At 70.6% G+C, this 15,508-nt stretch carries 14 protein-coding genes; 7 read left to right on the forward strand and 7 right to left on the reverse strand.

Annotated elements, in window-relative coordinates; genetic code table 11:
• Positions 1-169 precede the first annotated feature (169 nt).
• Positions 170-1,912 (forward strand): lysine--tRNA ligase, encoded by a 1,743-nt coding sequence (lysS, locus tag AOK17_RS04015; protein ID WP_055610882.1) that lies wholly within the window; start codon positions 170-172, stop codon positions 1,910-1,912.
• Positions 1,913-2,035: 123 nt separating this feature from the next.
• Here the strand turns inward: lysS and AOK17_RS04020 are convergent, their stop codons facing one another.
• The 3 genes from AOK17_RS04020 to AOK17_RS04030 all read right to left on the reverse strand — a co-directional run bounded on the left by AOK17_RS04020 (position 2,036) and on the right by AOK17_RS04030 (position 5,531).
• Entirely contained in the window at positions 2,036-3,445 is a 1,410-nt protein-coding gene (locus tag AOK17_RS04020) for a DUF2637 domain-containing protein (RefSeq protein ID WP_055610883.1), read from the reverse strand.
• Between the two features lie 178 nt (positions 3,446-3,623).
• A complete protein-coding gene (locus tag AOK17_RS04025) occupies positions 3,624-4,514 on the reverse strand; it encodes a DUF3558 family protein (protein ID WP_055610884.1) in 891 nt (296 codons plus the stop codon).
• A gap of 147 nt (positions 4,515-4,661) precedes the next feature.
• Positions 4,662-5,531: a hypothetical protein gene (locus AOK17_RS04030; RefSeq protein WP_055610885.1), complete on the reverse strand. Its 870-nt coding sequence runs from the start codon at positions 5,529-5,531 to the stop codon at positions 4,662-4,664.
• 217 nt (positions 5,532-5,748) lie between these two features.
• Here AOK17_RS04030 and AOK17_RS04035 point away from each other — a divergent pair, with 217 nt between their 5' ends.
• Positions 5,749-6,942, forward strand: a complete 1,194-nt coding sequence (locus AOK17_RS04035) for an RtcB family protein (protein ID WP_055610886.1) — start codon at positions 5,749-5,751, stop codon at positions 6,940-6,942.
• A gap of 206 nt (positions 6,943-7,148) precedes the next feature.
• Here AOK17_RS04035 and AOK17_RS51205 read toward each other — a convergent pair whose 3' ends face one another.
• Together AOK17_RS51205 and AOK17_RS04040 are read right to left on the reverse strand one after the other, a co-directional pair.
• On the reverse strand, positions 7,149-7,310 hold the full coding sequence (locus AOK17_RS51205) for a hypothetical protein (protein WP_169801892.1): 162 nt from the start codon (positions 7,308-7,310) through the stop codon (positions 7,149-7,151).
• Complete coding sequence (locus AOK17_RS04040; RefSeq protein ID WP_055610887.1) at positions 7,310-8,095, reverse strand: SDR family NAD(P)-dependent oxidoreductase; 786 nt, start codon at positions 8,093-8,095, stop codon at positions 7,310-7,312. The genes AOK17_RS51205 and AOK17_RS04040 overlap by 1 nt, the downstream gene beginning before the upstream one ends.
• Before the next feature lie 211 nt (positions 8,096-8,306).
• On the opposite strand from AOK17_RS04040, the gene AOK17_RS04045 reads away from it, so the two are divergent.
• A complete protein-coding gene (locus AOK17_RS04045; RefSeq protein ID WP_055610888.1) occupies positions 8,307-8,801 on the forward strand; it encodes a hypothetical protein in 495 nt (164 codons plus the stop codon).
• Between the two features lie 80 nt (positions 8,802-8,881).
• Here AOK17_RS04045 and AOK17_RS04050 read toward each other — a convergent pair whose 3' ends face one another.
• Positions 8,882-9,739: a helix-turn-helix domain-containing protein gene (locus tag AOK17_RS04050; protein ID WP_079052783.1), complete on the reverse strand. Its 858-nt coding sequence runs from the start codon at positions 9,737-9,739 to the stop codon at positions 8,882-8,884.
• Between the two features lie 197 nt (positions 9,740-9,936).
• Here AOK17_RS04050 and AOK17_RS04055 point away from each other — a divergent pair, with 197 nt between their 5' ends.
• Together AOK17_RS04055 and AOK17_RS04060 are read left to right on the forward strand one after the other, a co-directional pair.
• Positions 9,937-11,043: an LLM class flavin-dependent oxidoreductase gene (locus AOK17_RS04055; RefSeq protein WP_055610889.1), complete on the forward strand. Its 1,107-nt coding sequence runs from the start codon at positions 9,937-9,939 to the stop codon at positions 11,041-11,043.
• Positions 11,040-11,675, forward strand: a complete 636-nt coding sequence (locus AOK17_RS04060) for an FMN reductase (protein WP_055610890.1) — start codon at positions 11,040-11,042, stop codon at positions 11,673-11,675. The genes AOK17_RS04055 and AOK17_RS04060 overlap by 4 nt, the downstream gene beginning before the upstream one ends.
• A gap of 294 nt (positions 11,676-11,969) precedes the next feature.
• Here the strand turns inward: AOK17_RS04060 and AOK17_RS04065 are convergent, their stop codons facing one another.
• Positions 11,970-13,238 carry a glycosyltransferase family 4 protein gene (locus AOK17_RS04065; RefSeq protein WP_055610891.1) on the reverse strand — a complete coding sequence of 423 codons (1,269 nt, stop codon included), beginning with the start codon at positions 13,236-13,238 and terminating at the stop codon, positions 11,970-11,972.
• Positions 13,239-13,429: 191 nt separating this feature from the next.
• On the opposite strand from AOK17_RS04065, the gene AOK17_RS04070 reads away from it, so the two are divergent.
• Both AOK17_RS04070 and AOK17_RS04075 read left to right on the forward strand, forming a co-directional pair.
• A complete protein-coding gene (locus AOK17_RS04070; RefSeq protein ID WP_055610892.1) occupies positions 13,430-14,137 on the forward strand; it encodes a response regulator transcription factor in 708 nt (235 codons plus the stop codon).
• Positions 14,138-15,508, forward strand: a 1,371-nt coding sequence (locus AOK17_RS04075) for a sensor histidine kinase (RefSeq protein ID WP_055610893.1), incomplete at its 3' end; no start/stop codon positions are given.

Consider the following 15,508-nt stretch of genomic DNA (forward strand, 5'->3'; position numbering starts at 1 on the left):
CCTTCCCGTTCCCGTCCCTGGGGGCGCAGCCCCCAGGGACGGGAACGGGAAGGGGCGGCGGGGGCGATGAAAAGCCGTTTTCGTGGATGCGGGCCTAGCTGGGAGAATGGGACGGTCAGCCGTGCGAACCGTACCGCCGGCCGAAGACGCCTCCTGAGGAAAGAAGGACGTGCCGATCGTGGCTCAGAGCACCGAGACCACCGACTGGGTCTCCCGTTACGCGGATGAGGTCATCGAGGAGTCGGAGCGTCGGGCCCCGGGCAAACCGGTCGTCGTCGCGTCCGGACTGTCCCCGTCAGGGCCCATCCACCTCGGGAACCTCCGGGAGGTCATGACCCCGCACCTCGTCGCCGACGAGATCCGCCGCCGGGGCCACGAGGTCAGGCACCTCATCTCCTGGGACGACTACGACCGGTATCGGAAGGTGCCGAACGGGGTTGTGGGTGTCGATGACTCCTGGGGCGAGCACATTGGCCGGCCTCTGACCGCCGTCCCCGCCCCGAAGGGCTCCCCGTACGCGAGCTGGGCCGAGCACTTCAAGGCCGCGATGGTCGAGGCACTGGGCGAGCTGGGCGTCGAGTTCGACGGCATCAGCCAGACCGAGCAGTACACCTCCGGCACGTATCGCGAGCAGATCCTGCACGCGATGAAGCACCGGGGGGACATCGACGCGATTCTTGATCAGTACCGGACCAAGAAGGCCCCGGCCAAGAAGCAGTCGCAGAAGCCCCTCGACGAGGCCGAGCTCGAAGCCGCCGAGGGGTCCGGCGCGGCGGCCGACGACGACGGCACCGGCTCCGCCGGGTACTTCCCGTACAAGCCCTACTGCGGCGACTGCGGCAAGGACCTCACCACCGTCACGGCCTACGACGACGACACCACCGAGCTGACGTACACCTGCACCGCGTGCGACTTCTCGGAGACCGTACGGCTCAGTGAGTTCAACCGCGGCAAGCTGGTCTGGAAGGTCGACTGGCCGATGCGCTGGGCGTACGAGGGCGTCGTCTTCGAGCCCTCCGGCGTCGACCACTCCTCGCCCGGGTCCAGCTTCCAGGTCGGCGGACAGATCGTCGGGAGCATCTTCGGCGGCAAGCAGCCCATCGGCCCGATGTACGCCTTCGTGGGCATCTCCGGCATGGCGAAGATGTCCTCCTCCAAGGGAGGCGTGCCCACGCCCGGTGACGCGCTGAAGATCATGGAGCCGCAGATCCTGCGATGGCTCTACGCCCGCCGCCGTCCCAACCAGTCCTTCAAGATCGCCTTCGACCAGGAGATCCAGCGGCTCTACGACGAGTGGGACAAGCTGGAGGGCAAGGTCGCCGACGGGTCCGCCCTGCCGGCCGACGTCGCCGCGCACTCGCGTGCTGTCGGCACCGCCGCCGGCGAGCTTCCGAAGACGCCCCGCCCGATGCCCTACCGCACGCTCGCCTCCGTCGCCGACATCACCGCCGGCGCCGAGGACCAGACCCTGCGCATCCTCAGCGAACTCGACCCCGCCGACCCGCTCTCGTCCCTCGACGAGGTCCGGCCGCGGCTCGACAGGGCCGAGGCCTGGATCAACACCCAGGTCCCCGCCGACCAGCGCACGGTCGTCCGCAAGGAGGCCGACACCGAGCTCATCAAGTCCCTCGACGACCAGGGCCGCGCCTCGCTGCGGCTCCTCCTCGACGGACTCGACTCGCACTGGTCGCTCGACGGACTCACCCACCTCGTGTACGGGGTCCCGAAGGTCCAGGCCGGCTTCTCCGCCGACGCCACGCCGAAGGAGCTCCCGGCCGAGATCAAGGTCGCCCAGCGCACCTTCTTCGCCCTGCTCTACCACCTGCTGGTCGGCCGCGACACCGGCCCCCGCCTGCCCACCCTGCTCCTCGCGGTGGGCCAGGAGCGGGTCAGGAAGCTGCTCGGCGAGTAGGCGACCCGGGCGGCCTGGCGACCGCCAGGCCGCGGCACGGTCGTCGTATGTGCCTGTACGTGGAGGGGGCGCCCGGAGATCTCCGGGCGCCCCCTCCACGCGTATCCACGCCGGGTGCTGGTGCTACGCGATGTGGTCTTCCTGCAGTTCCGCCGTGTGGCGGTTGGTGAAGCGGTTGACCATGCGGTCGGCCTCGCGCTGCGGGAGCATCGTGCCGTACGTCGCCTCCACGTCACCCCTGAACTGGCCCGAGGTCGGGTAGCTGCCGTCTATCGACTTCTTGAAGACCAGGTAGTAGTCCTCCTCGGTCGGCTCCGTGCCGCCGCCCGCCCCCATTTCACGGGTACGGCCCGGTCCTGCCGGGATCGGGAAGGTACCGGTGTCCTCCGGGGAGGGCTCCGGGGCCGGAGCCGGCGGCTCCTCGAACTGCTGCGGAAACGTCTCCTGCTCGAACTGCCGAGGGTCCTGGAACCGCTGCTGTTCCTCGAACTGCCGCGGATCCTGGAAGCGCTGCTGTTCCTCGAACTGCCGCCGGTTCTCGAACTGCTGCCGGTCCTCGAACTGTTCGGCCTGCTGCTCCCCGTACCACTCGGTGTACGCGGCGTCCGGGTCGTACGTCGGGTCGTAGCCGCCCTGGTACGCGATGGCCTGGGGGTCCCGGGCATGCAGCCACGGGTTCTGCGGCTCGGCGTACTCCGGCTGCTCGGGGGGTTCGTCGCCCGCGGGAGCGGAACCCTGCGACCGGGCATGTGCCGCGTCGTTCTGTACGGCGGGCACGGTCTCGGGGGTGTGACGGCCCGGCGCCGCGTTGACCGGCTCCAGGGCGGGCTGCGGCGCGGGGGGCAGCAGCGCAGGCTCGATGCCCGCCGCGGCCAGACCCGAAGGGGCCGTCTCCGCCAGGGGCACGCCGTAGCGGGCCAGCCGCAGCGGCATCAGGGACTCGACCGGGGCCTTGCGGCGCCAGGCGCGGCCGAAGCGCGAACGCAGCCGTGCCTGATAGACGAGACGCTCCTGCTCCAGCTTGATGACCTGCTCGTAGGAGCGCAGCTCCCACAGCTTCATCCGGCGCCAGAGCAGGAACGTGGGCAGCGGGGACAGCAGCCAGCGGGTGAGGCGCACGCCCTCCATGTGCTTGTCGGCCGTGATGTCCGCGATCCGGCCGATCGCGTGCCGTGCCGCCTCGACGGAGACCACGAACAGGATCGGGATCACACCGTGCATCCCGACGCCCAGCGGGTCCGGCCAGGCGGCGGCGCCGTTGAACGCGATCGTCGCCGCCGTCAGCAGCCACGCCGTCTGGCGCAGCAGCGGGAACGGGATCCTGATCCAGGTCAGGAGCAGATCGAGCGCGAGCAGGACGCATATTCCCGCGTCGATACCGATCGGGAAGACGTAGCTGAACTTCCCGAAGCCCTTCTGGAGGGCGAGTTCGCGCACCGCCGCGTACGAACCGGCGAAGCCGATCCCGGCGATGACGACGGCTCCGAAGACGACCACCCCGATGAGAATCCGGTGCGTCCTCGTGAGCTCCATAGGCGCGGACACCCGTACTCCCCTCCCATGACGACCTGTTGCGCGCAACAGAGTGGCACATGTGTACGGGGTCCGGGCGCCCAGTACGGCACCAGCCCGGCCCCCACGGAGGCCGGGCCGCTGCAAATGTCCTGGTCCGGCCGGGAGTTGGGCGGCGGCCGGATTTCCGGAACGGTCGTCAGTCCTTCTTCGTGGCCGACTTGCTCGGGCTCTTGCTCGTGCCCGAGTCCTTGCCGAGGTCCGAACCCTGGCCCGCGCTCTTGCTCGCGCTCTTGCTCGGGCTGGGGCTCTTGCTCGGCGCCGTGCTGCCACCGGTCGCGGAGCCGCCGCCGGCCCCGTTCGCCGTCCGGACCGCCTCCACGGCCTCCTTGGCGGCCTTCTCCGCCGCCTTCGTCAGGTCGGCCACCTTCGGGGCCTTGTCGCCCGCCAGACCCGCGCCGTTGTAGTCGACCGTCACGACGACGTTCTCGACGCGCGTCACGACCGTCTGCTGCTTGAAGGTGCCTTCCTTCTTCTTCAGGTCGTACGTCACCAGCGTCGCCTCGTTGCCCATCCCGGTCAGCGGCTGCGACTTGGTGTCCTTCGCGCCCTCGACCGAGCGGGCGTCCTCGGCGTGCTTGGTGAAGTACTCCGAGGCCAGCTTCTCGCCCGTACCGCGGGTCGCGTCCGACTCGAAACGCAGCAGGGACACGTTCAGCCAGCGGAACTGCGAACCGTCCACGCCGTTGTTGTCCAGGCTGTTCCAGGAGCAGTTGCCGCGCGTCGCCCCGTCGCCCGACTTGCCCTCCTTGTCGGACTTGGTGCCCTTCGGCACCATTTCCTTCAACGTCTTCGACGAGAACACCTTGCAGGGCTCCGGAAGCTTCGCGTACGCGGCCTCCTTCACCACCGAACCGGCCTCCGTCGCGGACGACGACGCCGAGGCGCCGGAGTCCTTCTTCGCGTCGTCGCCGGAGCCGTCGCCGGAGTCCGAGGAGCAGCCGGAGGCGACGAGCATCATCGGGACGGCAGCCGCGCCGACAAGGATGCGGGTGAGTCGCTGACGCTGGCGCTGTGCGGGTCGGTGCATGGTTCCTTCACTCAAGACGCTGGGTGTGCGTGCGAACGGCCGCGTCCTCGGTCGGCCGCACTCGGTCGGGTCCGAGGGGCCACGGTACGCCGAACGGGACACGGGTGACTCGGGTTCCGCCCAGCCCGAAACCCCTCCCGGGAGCCCCTAGTCGTCGAACGTCCCGGCGAGCTGACTGGCCAGTTTCCGCGCTCTGTCCTGCATGTCCTTGCTGCTCGGGACGTCGGTCGTGGTCGCCGGCTGCTCGTCGTACTGGATCGTCACGACCACATTGGACGTGCGGAACACCACAGTCACCGTGCGCTGCCGGGAGCTGCTCAGTGCGTCGTCCAGGAACGCCTCGTCGCCCAGGTCGTCGAGCGTGCGGGGCTGGAGGGCGGAGGGCGTGGAGCCGTCGGAGGGGGTGGCGGAACCGCTCTCGTCGTCGCCCTCCGCGCCCGACGCGCTGGAGCTCGGACCGGAACCGGTGCCGCCCGAAGGGGATCCGCTCGGGTCGGGGGATGAACCGGACGGGCTGGATGATTCGGGCGACTCGGATGCATCCGACGACTCCGACGAGGCGACCGGCTCCGGGAGGTCCGCCGCCGTCTCCCGCTTCAGGTATATGTCCGTCGCGCGGTCGTCGTCGCTGACCGCGTTGTCGTACGAGACCACGCGCTCGAAGTCCACCAGCAGGTGATCCGTCGCCCCGGTCGACTGCGCCTTCCAGCGGCAACCGACCTTGCGGTCCGTGTCGTACGTCTGCGTCGCCGTGCCCTCGTACGCCTTCTCGCGCTGCTCCTCGTCCGTGACCTGCTTGATGCCGGGCAGCAGCGAGTCCAGCGTGCCGTGCGACACCGCGGCGCACGGCTCCGGGAGCGTGCGGTACTTGCCGGGCTGGGCCGCGGTCGGTGTCGTGGCCGATTCGCCCGGCTTCGGGTCGGTCGTGCCGTCGTCGTTGCCCGATCCACCGGTGCAGCCGGCCAGCAGCACCGCGAGGAGCGCGGCGACGCCGGGTACGTACGCCTTCCGCTGCACGGTGGGGCTCCTCTCGACGGGTCGCCGCGCTGGGCGCGCGACCGGGGTGTCCTGTGGTTATGCGTTGGTTATTCAGTTGCCGCGCGGGGGCGGCTCCTGGAGACAATGTGTATCGCACGCACTGCCGTGAACGCCGGTCCGTTGTCCCAAACGTTGACCTTGGCGCCGGTTTTGCGATTTGTGACTTCTGCTTGTTTTACGGGGGAATGAGGACGATATGTCGTACGTGGAAGTGCCGGGCGCGAAGGTTCCGATCCGCATGTGGGCGGACCCGGCGTCGGTCGAGGACGTCGCGATGCAGCAGCTCCGCAACGTCTCGACGCTCCCCTGGATCAAGGGCCTCGCCGTCATGCCGGACGTCCACTTCGGCAAGGGCGCGACGGTCGGTTCCGTGATCGCCATGCAGGGGGCCGTGTGTCCCGCGGCGGTCGGGGTCGACATCGGGTGCGGGATGTCCGCGGTCAGGACGTCGCTGACGGCCAACGACCTGCCCGGGGACCTTTCCCGGCTGCGGTCGAAGGTCGAGCAGGCCATTCCGGTGGGGCGGGGGATGCATGACAGCCCCGTGGACCCTGGTGGGTTCCACGGGCTGGCCACGGCGGGGTGGGACGACTTCTGGGGGCGGTTCGACGGTGTGGCCGAAGCGGTCAAATTCCGTCAGGAGCGGGCCACGAAGCAGATGGGGACGCTCGGATCCGGAAACCACTTCGTCGAGGTGTGCACGGATACGACCGGTTCTGTTTGGCTGATGCTGCACTCCGGTTCCCGGAACATCGGCAAGGAACTGGCCGAGCACCACATAGGTATCGCCCAGAAGCTCTCGCACAACCAGGGTCTGGTCGATCGCGACCTCGCCGTATTCATCGCGGACACCCCGCAGATGGCGGCGTACCGCACCGATCTGTTCTGGGCGCAGGAGTACGCGAAGTACAACCGCACGCTGATGATGGCGCTCCTGAAGGACGTGGTCCGCAAGGAGTTCAAGAAGGCGAAGCCGACCTTCGAGCCGGAGATCAGCGCGCACCACAACTACGTGGCCGAGGAGCGGTACGAGGGCATGGACCTGCTGGTCACCCGCAAGGGCGCGATCCGCGCGGGCTCCGGCGAGTACGGGATCATCCCGGGCTCGATGGGCACGGGTTCGTACATCGTGAAGGGGCTCGGCAACGAGAAGGCGTTCAACTCGGCCTCGCACGGGGCGGGCCGGCGCATGAGCCGTAACGCCGCCAAGCGTCGCTTCTCGACAAAGGACCTGGAGGAGCAGACGCAGGGTGTGGAGTGCCGCAAGGACTCCGGCGTCGTGGACGAGATCCCGAGCGCGTACAAGCCGATCGAGCAGGTAATCGACCAGCAGCGCGACCTCGTGGAGGTCGTCGCGAAGCTGAAGCAGGTTGTGTGCGTGAAGGGCTGAACGCTGTGTGCGAAAAGGGCTGAACCACGAGTGGGGCCCGGGCTGTTGTCGGCCCGGGCCTCATTTTTTTCATCTCACCGAAGGGAACTGCCATTGCTGGCCAGTGAGTTATTGGGGTTCCCCGCCGATGAGGGAGGAAGGGATCTTCGTGGTCGACTACCAAGGTGTGCAGGAGAGGAGGCGGTCATGAGACCGGCCCGGCCGCGCTACTTCGCGTGCGTTACCGCGTAGATCATCACGAACGCCACCAGGTGGATGCCGAAGAGGAAGTACGCGAGGTACCACCAGACGTAGCGTTCGTCCTTCTTTTCCTGGTCCAGGCGGCGTTGTTCCTGGTCCTGCTGCGGGGTGGGCTCGGTGTCCGGCACTACAGCTCCCTGTGGACCTTCGTGTTGGAGGCCTGGGCGCGGGGGCGTACGACCAGGAGGTCGATGTTGACGTGGGAGGGGCGGGTGACCGTCCAGGTGATGGTGTCGGCGACGTCGTCGGCGGTCAGGGGCTCCGCGACGCCGGCGTAGACCTTCGAGGCCTTCTCGGAGTCGCCGCCGAAGCGGGTCAGGGCGAACTCGTCCGTCTTGACCATGCCGGGGGCGATCTCGATGACGCGGACCGGGGTGCCGACGATCTCCAGCCGGAGGGTCTCGGCCAGGACGTGCTCGGCGTGCTTGGCGGCCACATAGCCCGCGCCGCCCTCGTAGGTGCTGTGGCCCGCGGTCGAGGAGACGACGACCACCGTGCCGTCGCCGCTCGCGGTCAGCGCGGGGAGCAGCGCCTGGGTGATGTTCAGCGTGCCGATGACGTTCGTCTCGTACATCTGGCGCCACTCCGCCGGGTCGCCGGACGCGACCGGGTCGGCCCCGAGCGCGCCGCCCGCGTTGTTGACGAGGACGCCGATCTTCTTGAAGGCGGTGGCGAACTCGTCGACCGCCGCGCGGTCCGTGATGTCCAGCGCGTACGCCGTCGCCTGGCCGCCCGCCGCGTCGATCTCCTCCGCGAGCGCCTCGATACGGTCCTTGCGGCGGGCGGTGAGGACGACGCGGTAGCCCGCCGCCGCCAGCTGCCTGGCCGTCGCGGCGCCGATTCCGCTGCTCGCGCCGGTGACGACGGCGATGCGGGAGGCGGCGGAGGGCGCGGCGAATGCGGCGGCGGTCATGGGCTGCTCCTCGGGGGAGGGGGCGGGCGCGGCCGTGGTGCGGGGCCGCCGCTCGCTCGTACGGTCGATTGCTTCACCGGCCAGGATAGGCGGGCGGGGTGTACGGCCCCGTCGGGCGTCTCACCTGATGGGCGGCGCCTGTCGTGCGGCCCAGGTGGCATACATCCGTCGACGTACGGAGACATGCGGGTCGACGCGGAGGACATGACACATGCGGATGCGGATTCTTTGTGGGCTGGGTGCGGCTGCCTTGGTGGCCCTGGCCTCTCCGGCTGCGACTGCCACGGCGGCACCGGTCGTGGACGCGGCCCCGGCCGTGGCGCCCGAGGCCGATCTCGCCTACCACGGGCACCTGTCGATGACCGGCGGACGCGTGGACCTGCGGATGACCCCGCAGAACCACGGCCCCTCCGGCATCGCGGAGGCGACCGTACGGCTGCGGTGGTCGGTGCCGCTCGCGGACGAGCAGGGGCTGCCGGCCGGGTGCGCGCGCACGGAGGTGCGCACGGTGATGTGCCGCACTGGGGCGCTGCCCGCGGACGGGTGGGGGGAGACGATCACCATGGCCGTACGGCTGAGGGGGGCGCCCTCGGAAGTGACGCTGGGCATCGACACGGTGTGGGGCGGCGGCGCGGTGGACCGCAACCACCACAACGACCGGCAGGAGGTGCTGGTGCTGGACACCGGGGACACGTATGTCTTCTAGGGGCGGCGTGGGGTATTGGGTGCGGGTGAGTTTCGGCTGAGCGCGCAGTTCCCCGCGCCCCTTGAGGCCCGGCCGCGCCCTCAGTGGGTGCTCTGGGCGTACGCCGTCGGAGGCACCCCCACCGTCGCTGTGAAGTCGCGGATCAGGTGGGCCTGGTCCGCGTAGCCGAGGTCTGCCGCGAGGGTGGCCCAGTCGGTGGACGGGGTGGACTCGGCGTGCTCCAGGGCCTCGTGGATGCGGTAGCGGAGGATGATCCACTTGGGGCCCACGCCGACGTAGGTGGAGAAGAGGCGCTGCATCGCTCGTACGGTCATGCCCTGGGCGCGGGCGAAGTCGGCGACGCGGCGGATCGTGCGGTCGGTCCGGATGGTGTCGACCAGGTCCCTCGCCAGGTCGGCGCGGGGGTCGGGGGCCGGGGCGAGGCCCAGCAGGAACGTGTCGAGCGCCGCCACACGGGCCGTCTCGTCGGGCGGGGTCAGCACGGCGTCCAGGTCGTCCCTGGCCGCGGGGAGGACCTCCGTCAGGGGCAGGCGCCTGCCCGTCCACTCGGACACCGGGTGCCGCGGTGCGAAGGGGTGGAAGCTGCCCGGCCGGAACTTGATGCCGCAGACCCGGCCCCGTCCCTCCAGCTTCTGGGTGAAGAGCCCGAGCTGGATGCCCGCGAACTCCACGAAGGGGTCCTGGCCCTCGAACTGCTGGAAGACGACGTGGACCGCGGGGTGCGGGACCACATGGGAGACGTACGGCTCGGGGAGGTCCCAGTCGATCAGCCAGTAGTACTCCACGTGACGACGGAGGGGCTCGGCGGGCTCGGGTCGGCGGAAGTCCACCTGCGCGAGGAACTCCGCGGCGTCGACGATGCCTCTCGTGTCGCGGTCGCGGTCGCGGTCGGCGTCGCGGTCGGTGTCGTGGTTTGCGTCACGGCTTGGGGCGGCCATATCGGGATGGTAGGACGGGGCACTGACAGCGGCGCGGGGCACGGGTGGCCGGGGGCCCGGTGGCCTGCGCGTACCGGGGATGCCTGGTACGGGGATGCCGTGGCACCGGGGGTGTCGGAGGCTGGGAATAGCCCGGCGGGGTCCATCGTTGGCGGGTATAGTTGAATCGTAAACAACCTGCGGAGGATGAGGCAGCCATGCAGTTCGGGATCTTCAGCGTCGGTGACGTCACGCCGGACCCCACCACGGGCCGGGCGCCGTCCGAGCACGAGCGGATCAAGGCCATGGTCGCCATCGCGCAGAAGGCCGAGGAGGTCGGGCTCGACGTCTTCGCGACCGGCGAGCACCACAACCCGCCGTTCGTGCCGTCGTCGCCGACGACCATGCTCGGCTGGATCGCCGCGCGCACCGAGAAGCTCATCCTCTCCACCTCCACCACCCTCATCACCACCAACGACCCGGTGAAGATCGCCGAGGACTTCGCGATGCTCCAGCATCTGGCGGACGGGCGCGTGGACCTGATGATGGGGCGCGGCAACACCGGGCCTGTCTACCCCTGGTTCGGGAAGGACATCAGGCAGGGCATCAACCTCGCCGTCGAGAACTACGCGCTGCTGTACCGGCTGTGGCGCGAGGAAGTCGTCGACTGGGAGGGCAAGTTCCGTACGCCGCTGCAGTCGTTCACGTCGACGCCCCGGCCGCTGGACGGCGTGCCGCCGTTCGTCTGGCACGGCTCGATCCGCTCGCCCGAGATCGCCGAGCAGGCCGCGTACTACGGCGACGGGTTCTTCCACAACAACATCTTCTGGCCGGCCGACCACACCAAGCGGATGGTCGAGCTGTACCGGTCGCGGTACGCGCACTACGGGCACGGCACGGCGGAGCAGGCGATCGTCGGGCTCGGCGGCCAGATCTTCATGCGCAGGAACTCGCAGGACGCGGTCCGGGAGTTCCGGCCGTACTTCGACAACGCGCCGGTGTACGGGCACGGGCCGTCCCTCGAGGACTTCACCCAGCAGACCCCGCTGACGGTCGGCTCGCCGGAGCAGGTGATCGAGAAGACGCTGGGCTTCCGGGAGTACGCCGGTGACTACCAGCGTCAGTTGTTCCTGGTGGACCATGCCGGGCTGCCGCTGAAGTCCGTGCTGGAGCAGATCGACATGCTGGGCGAGGAGGTCGTGCCCGTGCTGCGCGAGGAGTTCGCGAAGCGGCGTCCGGCCGGGGTGCCGGATGCGCCGACGCACGCGTCGCGGGTCGCTGCCGCGGCTGTGGCTGACGCCGACAAGGAGGTGACCTCGTCATGAAGCTCGTCGTCGTCTCCGCGGGGCTGAGCGTTCCGTCGTCCACGCGGCTGCTGGGTGACCGGCTGGCCAACGCGACCGCCGAGCGCACCTCGGCGGACGTCCAGGTGGTGGAGCTGCGTGACCTCGCGGTCGAGATCGCGCACAACTTCACCAACGGCTTTCCGGGGCCCGCGCTGGGTGCCGCCCTGGAAGCGGTGGCGTCGGCGGACGGGCTGATCGTCGTCACGCCGGTGTTCTCCGCCTCGTACAGCGGTCTGTTCAAGTCCTTCTTCGACGTGCTGGACCCGGAAGCGCTGGCCGGGAAGCCCGTGCTGGTCGCGGCGACCGGGGGGTCGGCCCGTCATTCGCTGGTCCTGGAGCACGCGTTGCGGCCGCTGTTCGCGTATCTGCGGGCGGTGGTCGTGCCCACCGGGGTGTACGCGGCTTCGGAGGACTGGGGGGCCGAGGGGCTCGTTGAGCGGATCGACCGGGCCGCGGGGGAGTTGGCGGGGCTGATGAACGGCCTGGCGGCCGGACGGTCAGGGTCGGTGCCGGTTTCGGTGCCGACGCAGGGCGGGGTGGAGCTCGTGCGTGGCGGTGGGTTCGAGGTGGTTCCGTTCGAGCAGCAGCTCGCCGCGTTGCGACCGGAGTAGCGAGCGGGGCTCGGGGGCTCGGGGTGTTGCCGCACCGGCCGGCCGGGGTGCTGGGGGCGTCCTCCGGCCGGCCGGGCGGGTTTGTGGGGTCCGCGGGTTCTCTTCGGGCCTTCAGCAAGAGCCGCAGATGTCAGGACTCCCCCTACGAGCCGCCCGCCGTGCGAAAGCGGGCGGCTCGTCGCATCGGCCCGGGAAGCCGGGCGGGCCGGTGCGGGAGCCGGGCGGTCCTGGGGGACTGGGAACCCATGTGGGCCGCCCGGCGTACTGGATGTGACGCCCTCGGAGCCCCGGGCGTCACGGTCCTGTGGGTCTTGTGCTGTTGATGGCGGGGGGCCGGCCGTTCGTCGGGCGGCGGAAGCGGTGGGTCTGGCGGCGGGCCCAGCCCGTGGCGCGGACCCGGCCGCGGGTCCAGGCGCGGCGGACGCGGGTGGCCCTGAGTTCCGTGAACAGGGCCTCGTAGCGGTCGACGATCGGGTCGGCGTCGTAGCGGTGGGAGCTCCGCAGGGCCGCCTCGCCCATCGCCTGCCGTAGCGGGTCGTCCGTGATCAGGTCGAGCATCGCCTCGGCGAGGGAGCGGGCGTCGCCCACGGGCGTCAGACGGCCGTCGACGCCCTCCGTGATGATCTCGGCGGGGCCCAGCGGGCAGTCCGTGCTGATCACCGGCACCCCGCAGCGCATCGCCTCGACCAGGGTCATCCCGAACGACTCCGCGTCCGAGGCCGAGACCACCATCGCCGATTTGGCGAACTCCGCCTCGATCGGCGTACGCGGTCCCATGAGGCGGGCGTGTCCGGCCAGGCCCAGGCCGTCGATCAGGTGCTGGAGGTGTTCGCGCTCGGGACCGCCGCCGAAGATCCGCAGCTGCCAGTCGGGTTCCTTGGAGGCGACCGCGGAGAAGGCCTCGATCAGCAGGTCGAAGCGTTTGCCGCGGACCAGGCGGCCGGCCGCGGTGATCACCTTCGTGGTCCCGTCCCGGGTGAGGCCCTGCGGCGCGGGCACCATGTTCGGCACCGCGGCGACCCGTACGCCCGGCAGCGGCATCCGCTGCCGGTACACCTCCGCGTCCGCCTCCGTCGTCGTCACCACCGCGTCCAGCGAGCGGTAGGCGCGGGCCAGGACACCCCGCAGCCGCTTGCTGTGCGAGTCGTGCCGCAGATGCTCCTGGGCGATCCGCAGCGCCCGGCGCGGGGCGAACCGGGCCACGTACACGTTGATGCCGGGCCGCGTACCGATCACCACGTCCGCGTCGCAGCCCGTCAGATAGTCGCGGGCGCGCAGGTCGGTGAGCCGGGTGTACTGGTCGTAGCGCTTGTCGGAGGCGGGGAAGTCGACGGCCGGCTGCGCGTAGGACGGGTCCGTGAGGTCCTGGCTGCCGTCCCGTTCGTCGACCAGCGGGACCACCGTGATCCGCGGGTCGACGGTGAACCTCGGCTCGTCCCGGTGCCGCCTCATCGACACGATCTCCACGTCGTGCCGCCCGGCGAGCGCCGCCGCGAGGTTGAGCGTGGTGCGGACGGTCCCCCCGATGGCGTACGCGTTGTGCAGAAGGAACACGATCCTCATGCGTTCGGTGGTCTCCCTACGTTTCATGCGGTGCGCTGCCTCCCCGTTGCGGCGCTCGCCCCCGGCATCGGGGACACAGTGGCGGGGCGAGGTAAGCCACCGGTCCCGGCAGGGTGAGAGCCGGGTAAGAGGCCCGGCCGTACCCCTCTCCAGCAGGTAGTACGTTCCCCAGGGCTTGGCAGACTGGTCCCGTGCCCCAGAATCTGCTGCTCGCCGAGGACGACCGTGCGATCCGCCATGCCCTGGAGCGGGCCCTGACCCTGGAGGGATACGCGGTCACGGCGGTCGCCGACGGCGTCGAGGCGCTCGCGCAGGCCCACCGCACCCCACCCGACGTGCTCGTTCTCGATGTGATGATGCCGGGCATCGACGGCCTCCAGGTCTGTCGCGTCCTGCGTGCAGAGGGCAACCGCACCCCCATCCTGATGCTCACCGCACTCGTCGAGACCGCGGACCGTATCGCCGGTCTGGACGCGGGCGCCGACGACTACGTGGTAAAGCCGTTCGACGTCGAGGAGGTCTTCGCCCGGCTCCGGGCCCTGCTCCGGCGTACGGGCGCCCCCGTCGACGTACCCAGTGAACCGCCGCGCATGCCCGACGGCCAGATCGCCGCCGCGGGTCTGCGCATCGATCCGCAGGCCCGTCGCGTGTGGCGGGGCCCGCACGAGGTCGAGCTCACCCGCACCGAGTTCGACCTCCTGGAACTGCTCGTCCGCAACGCGGGCATCGTCCTCGACCACACGACCATCTACGACCGCATCTGGGGCTACGACTTCGGGCCCGGCTCCAAGAACCTCGCCGTGTACGTCGGCTATCTGCGGCGCAAGCTCGACGAGCCGGGCGCGCCCTCCCTGATCCACACGGTGCGCGGTGTGGGGTACGTGCTGAGGGAGGACTGAGTGCGCTCCGGCGCGCGTCTGAGGCGCTGGGTGGCCCGGGCGCGGCTGTCCTCGCTGCGCACCACCTTCACGGTGTCGTTCGCGGCCGTGGCAGCCGCCGTCACCGTCCTCGTGGGGTTCCTGTCGTACGACGCCGCCGCCCGGCTCGTACGCGTCGACCAGCAGACCGTGTTCGAGGGTGTCGTGCAGGATCTGCTCGACGAGGTGCGCCACAGCGCGCTGACCCCGGCCGACTTCGCCACCGCGGACGCCGACGGCGGCCCGCGCGACGAACTGATCAGGCCGAGCGGCACGGTCGTGCAGGTTCTCGGGCCGGACGCGTCGGTCGTCGACCGCGGCCATCCGCCGCTGCCCGTCGGCGCCGACGACAGGCGGATCGCTGCCGCGCGGACGGCCGGCCAACTGGTGGAACACCGTGACGTCGACGTCGGCGACGGCATGTACCGGGTGGCCACCGTCTCGCTCGGCGACGGGCGGGGCGCGGTGCAGATCGCGCAGGAATTCAGCGACACCGAGGACCTGCTGCGTGAACTCCAGCAGCGGACCGTGCTGCTGGTGGGCGCCGTCGTGATCGCCGCCGGTCTCTTCGGCTGGTGGCTGGCCCGGCGCATCACCTCGCGGCTCGTCCGGCTCGCCGGGGCCGCCGAGGACGTGGCGCGCACCGGGCGGCTCGGCATCCAGGTGCCCGTCGCGGGATACGACGAGGTGGCGCGGCTCGGCCGTTCCTTCGACCGGATGCTGGGCCGCCTCGCCCAGTCCGAGGAGGACCAGCGGCGCCTGGTCCAGGACGCGGGCCATGAACTCCGTACGCCCCTGACCTCGCTGCGCACCAACATCTCGATGCTCCGCCGGATCGACGAGCTCCCGCCCGCCGTCCGCGGGGAACTGGTCGCCGACCTCGCCCAGGAGTCCCGCGAACTCACCGACCTGGTCAACGAGTTGGTCGACCTCGCGGCCGGCCAGTCGGACCGGGAGCCGCTCCAGCGGGTGGCCCTCGCCGACATCGCCGAGGACGTGGCGGTGGCGGCGAGGCGGCGGACGGGGCGGGCCGTCACGGTGCGGGTGTCCGGCGACACGGTGGTCGACGGCCGGCCCGGCGCGCTGCAACGGGCGCTGTCCAACCTCGTCGACAACGCGGCGAAGTTCGACCGGGGCGGGAGCGAGCCGATCGACATCGTGGTCACGGGAGTCGGGGCGCATGCGGGCGCGGGCGCCGGTGCCGGTACTGGTGTCGGCTCCGGTGCCGCTGTCCGTGTCGAGGTTCTCGACCGTGGGCCCGGTATCGCCGAGGAGGACCTCGATCGGGTCTTCGACCGCTTCTACCGCGCGCCGGACGCCCGGAGCCTGCCCGGCTCCGGGCGTCCGGCGCGC

It is taken from the genome of Streptomyces phaeochromogenes (genome assembly GCF_001418655.1).
Taxonomy (GTDB): domain Bacteria; phylum Actinomycetota; class Actinomycetes; order Streptomycetales; family Streptomycetaceae; genus Streptomyces; species Streptomyces phaeochromogenes.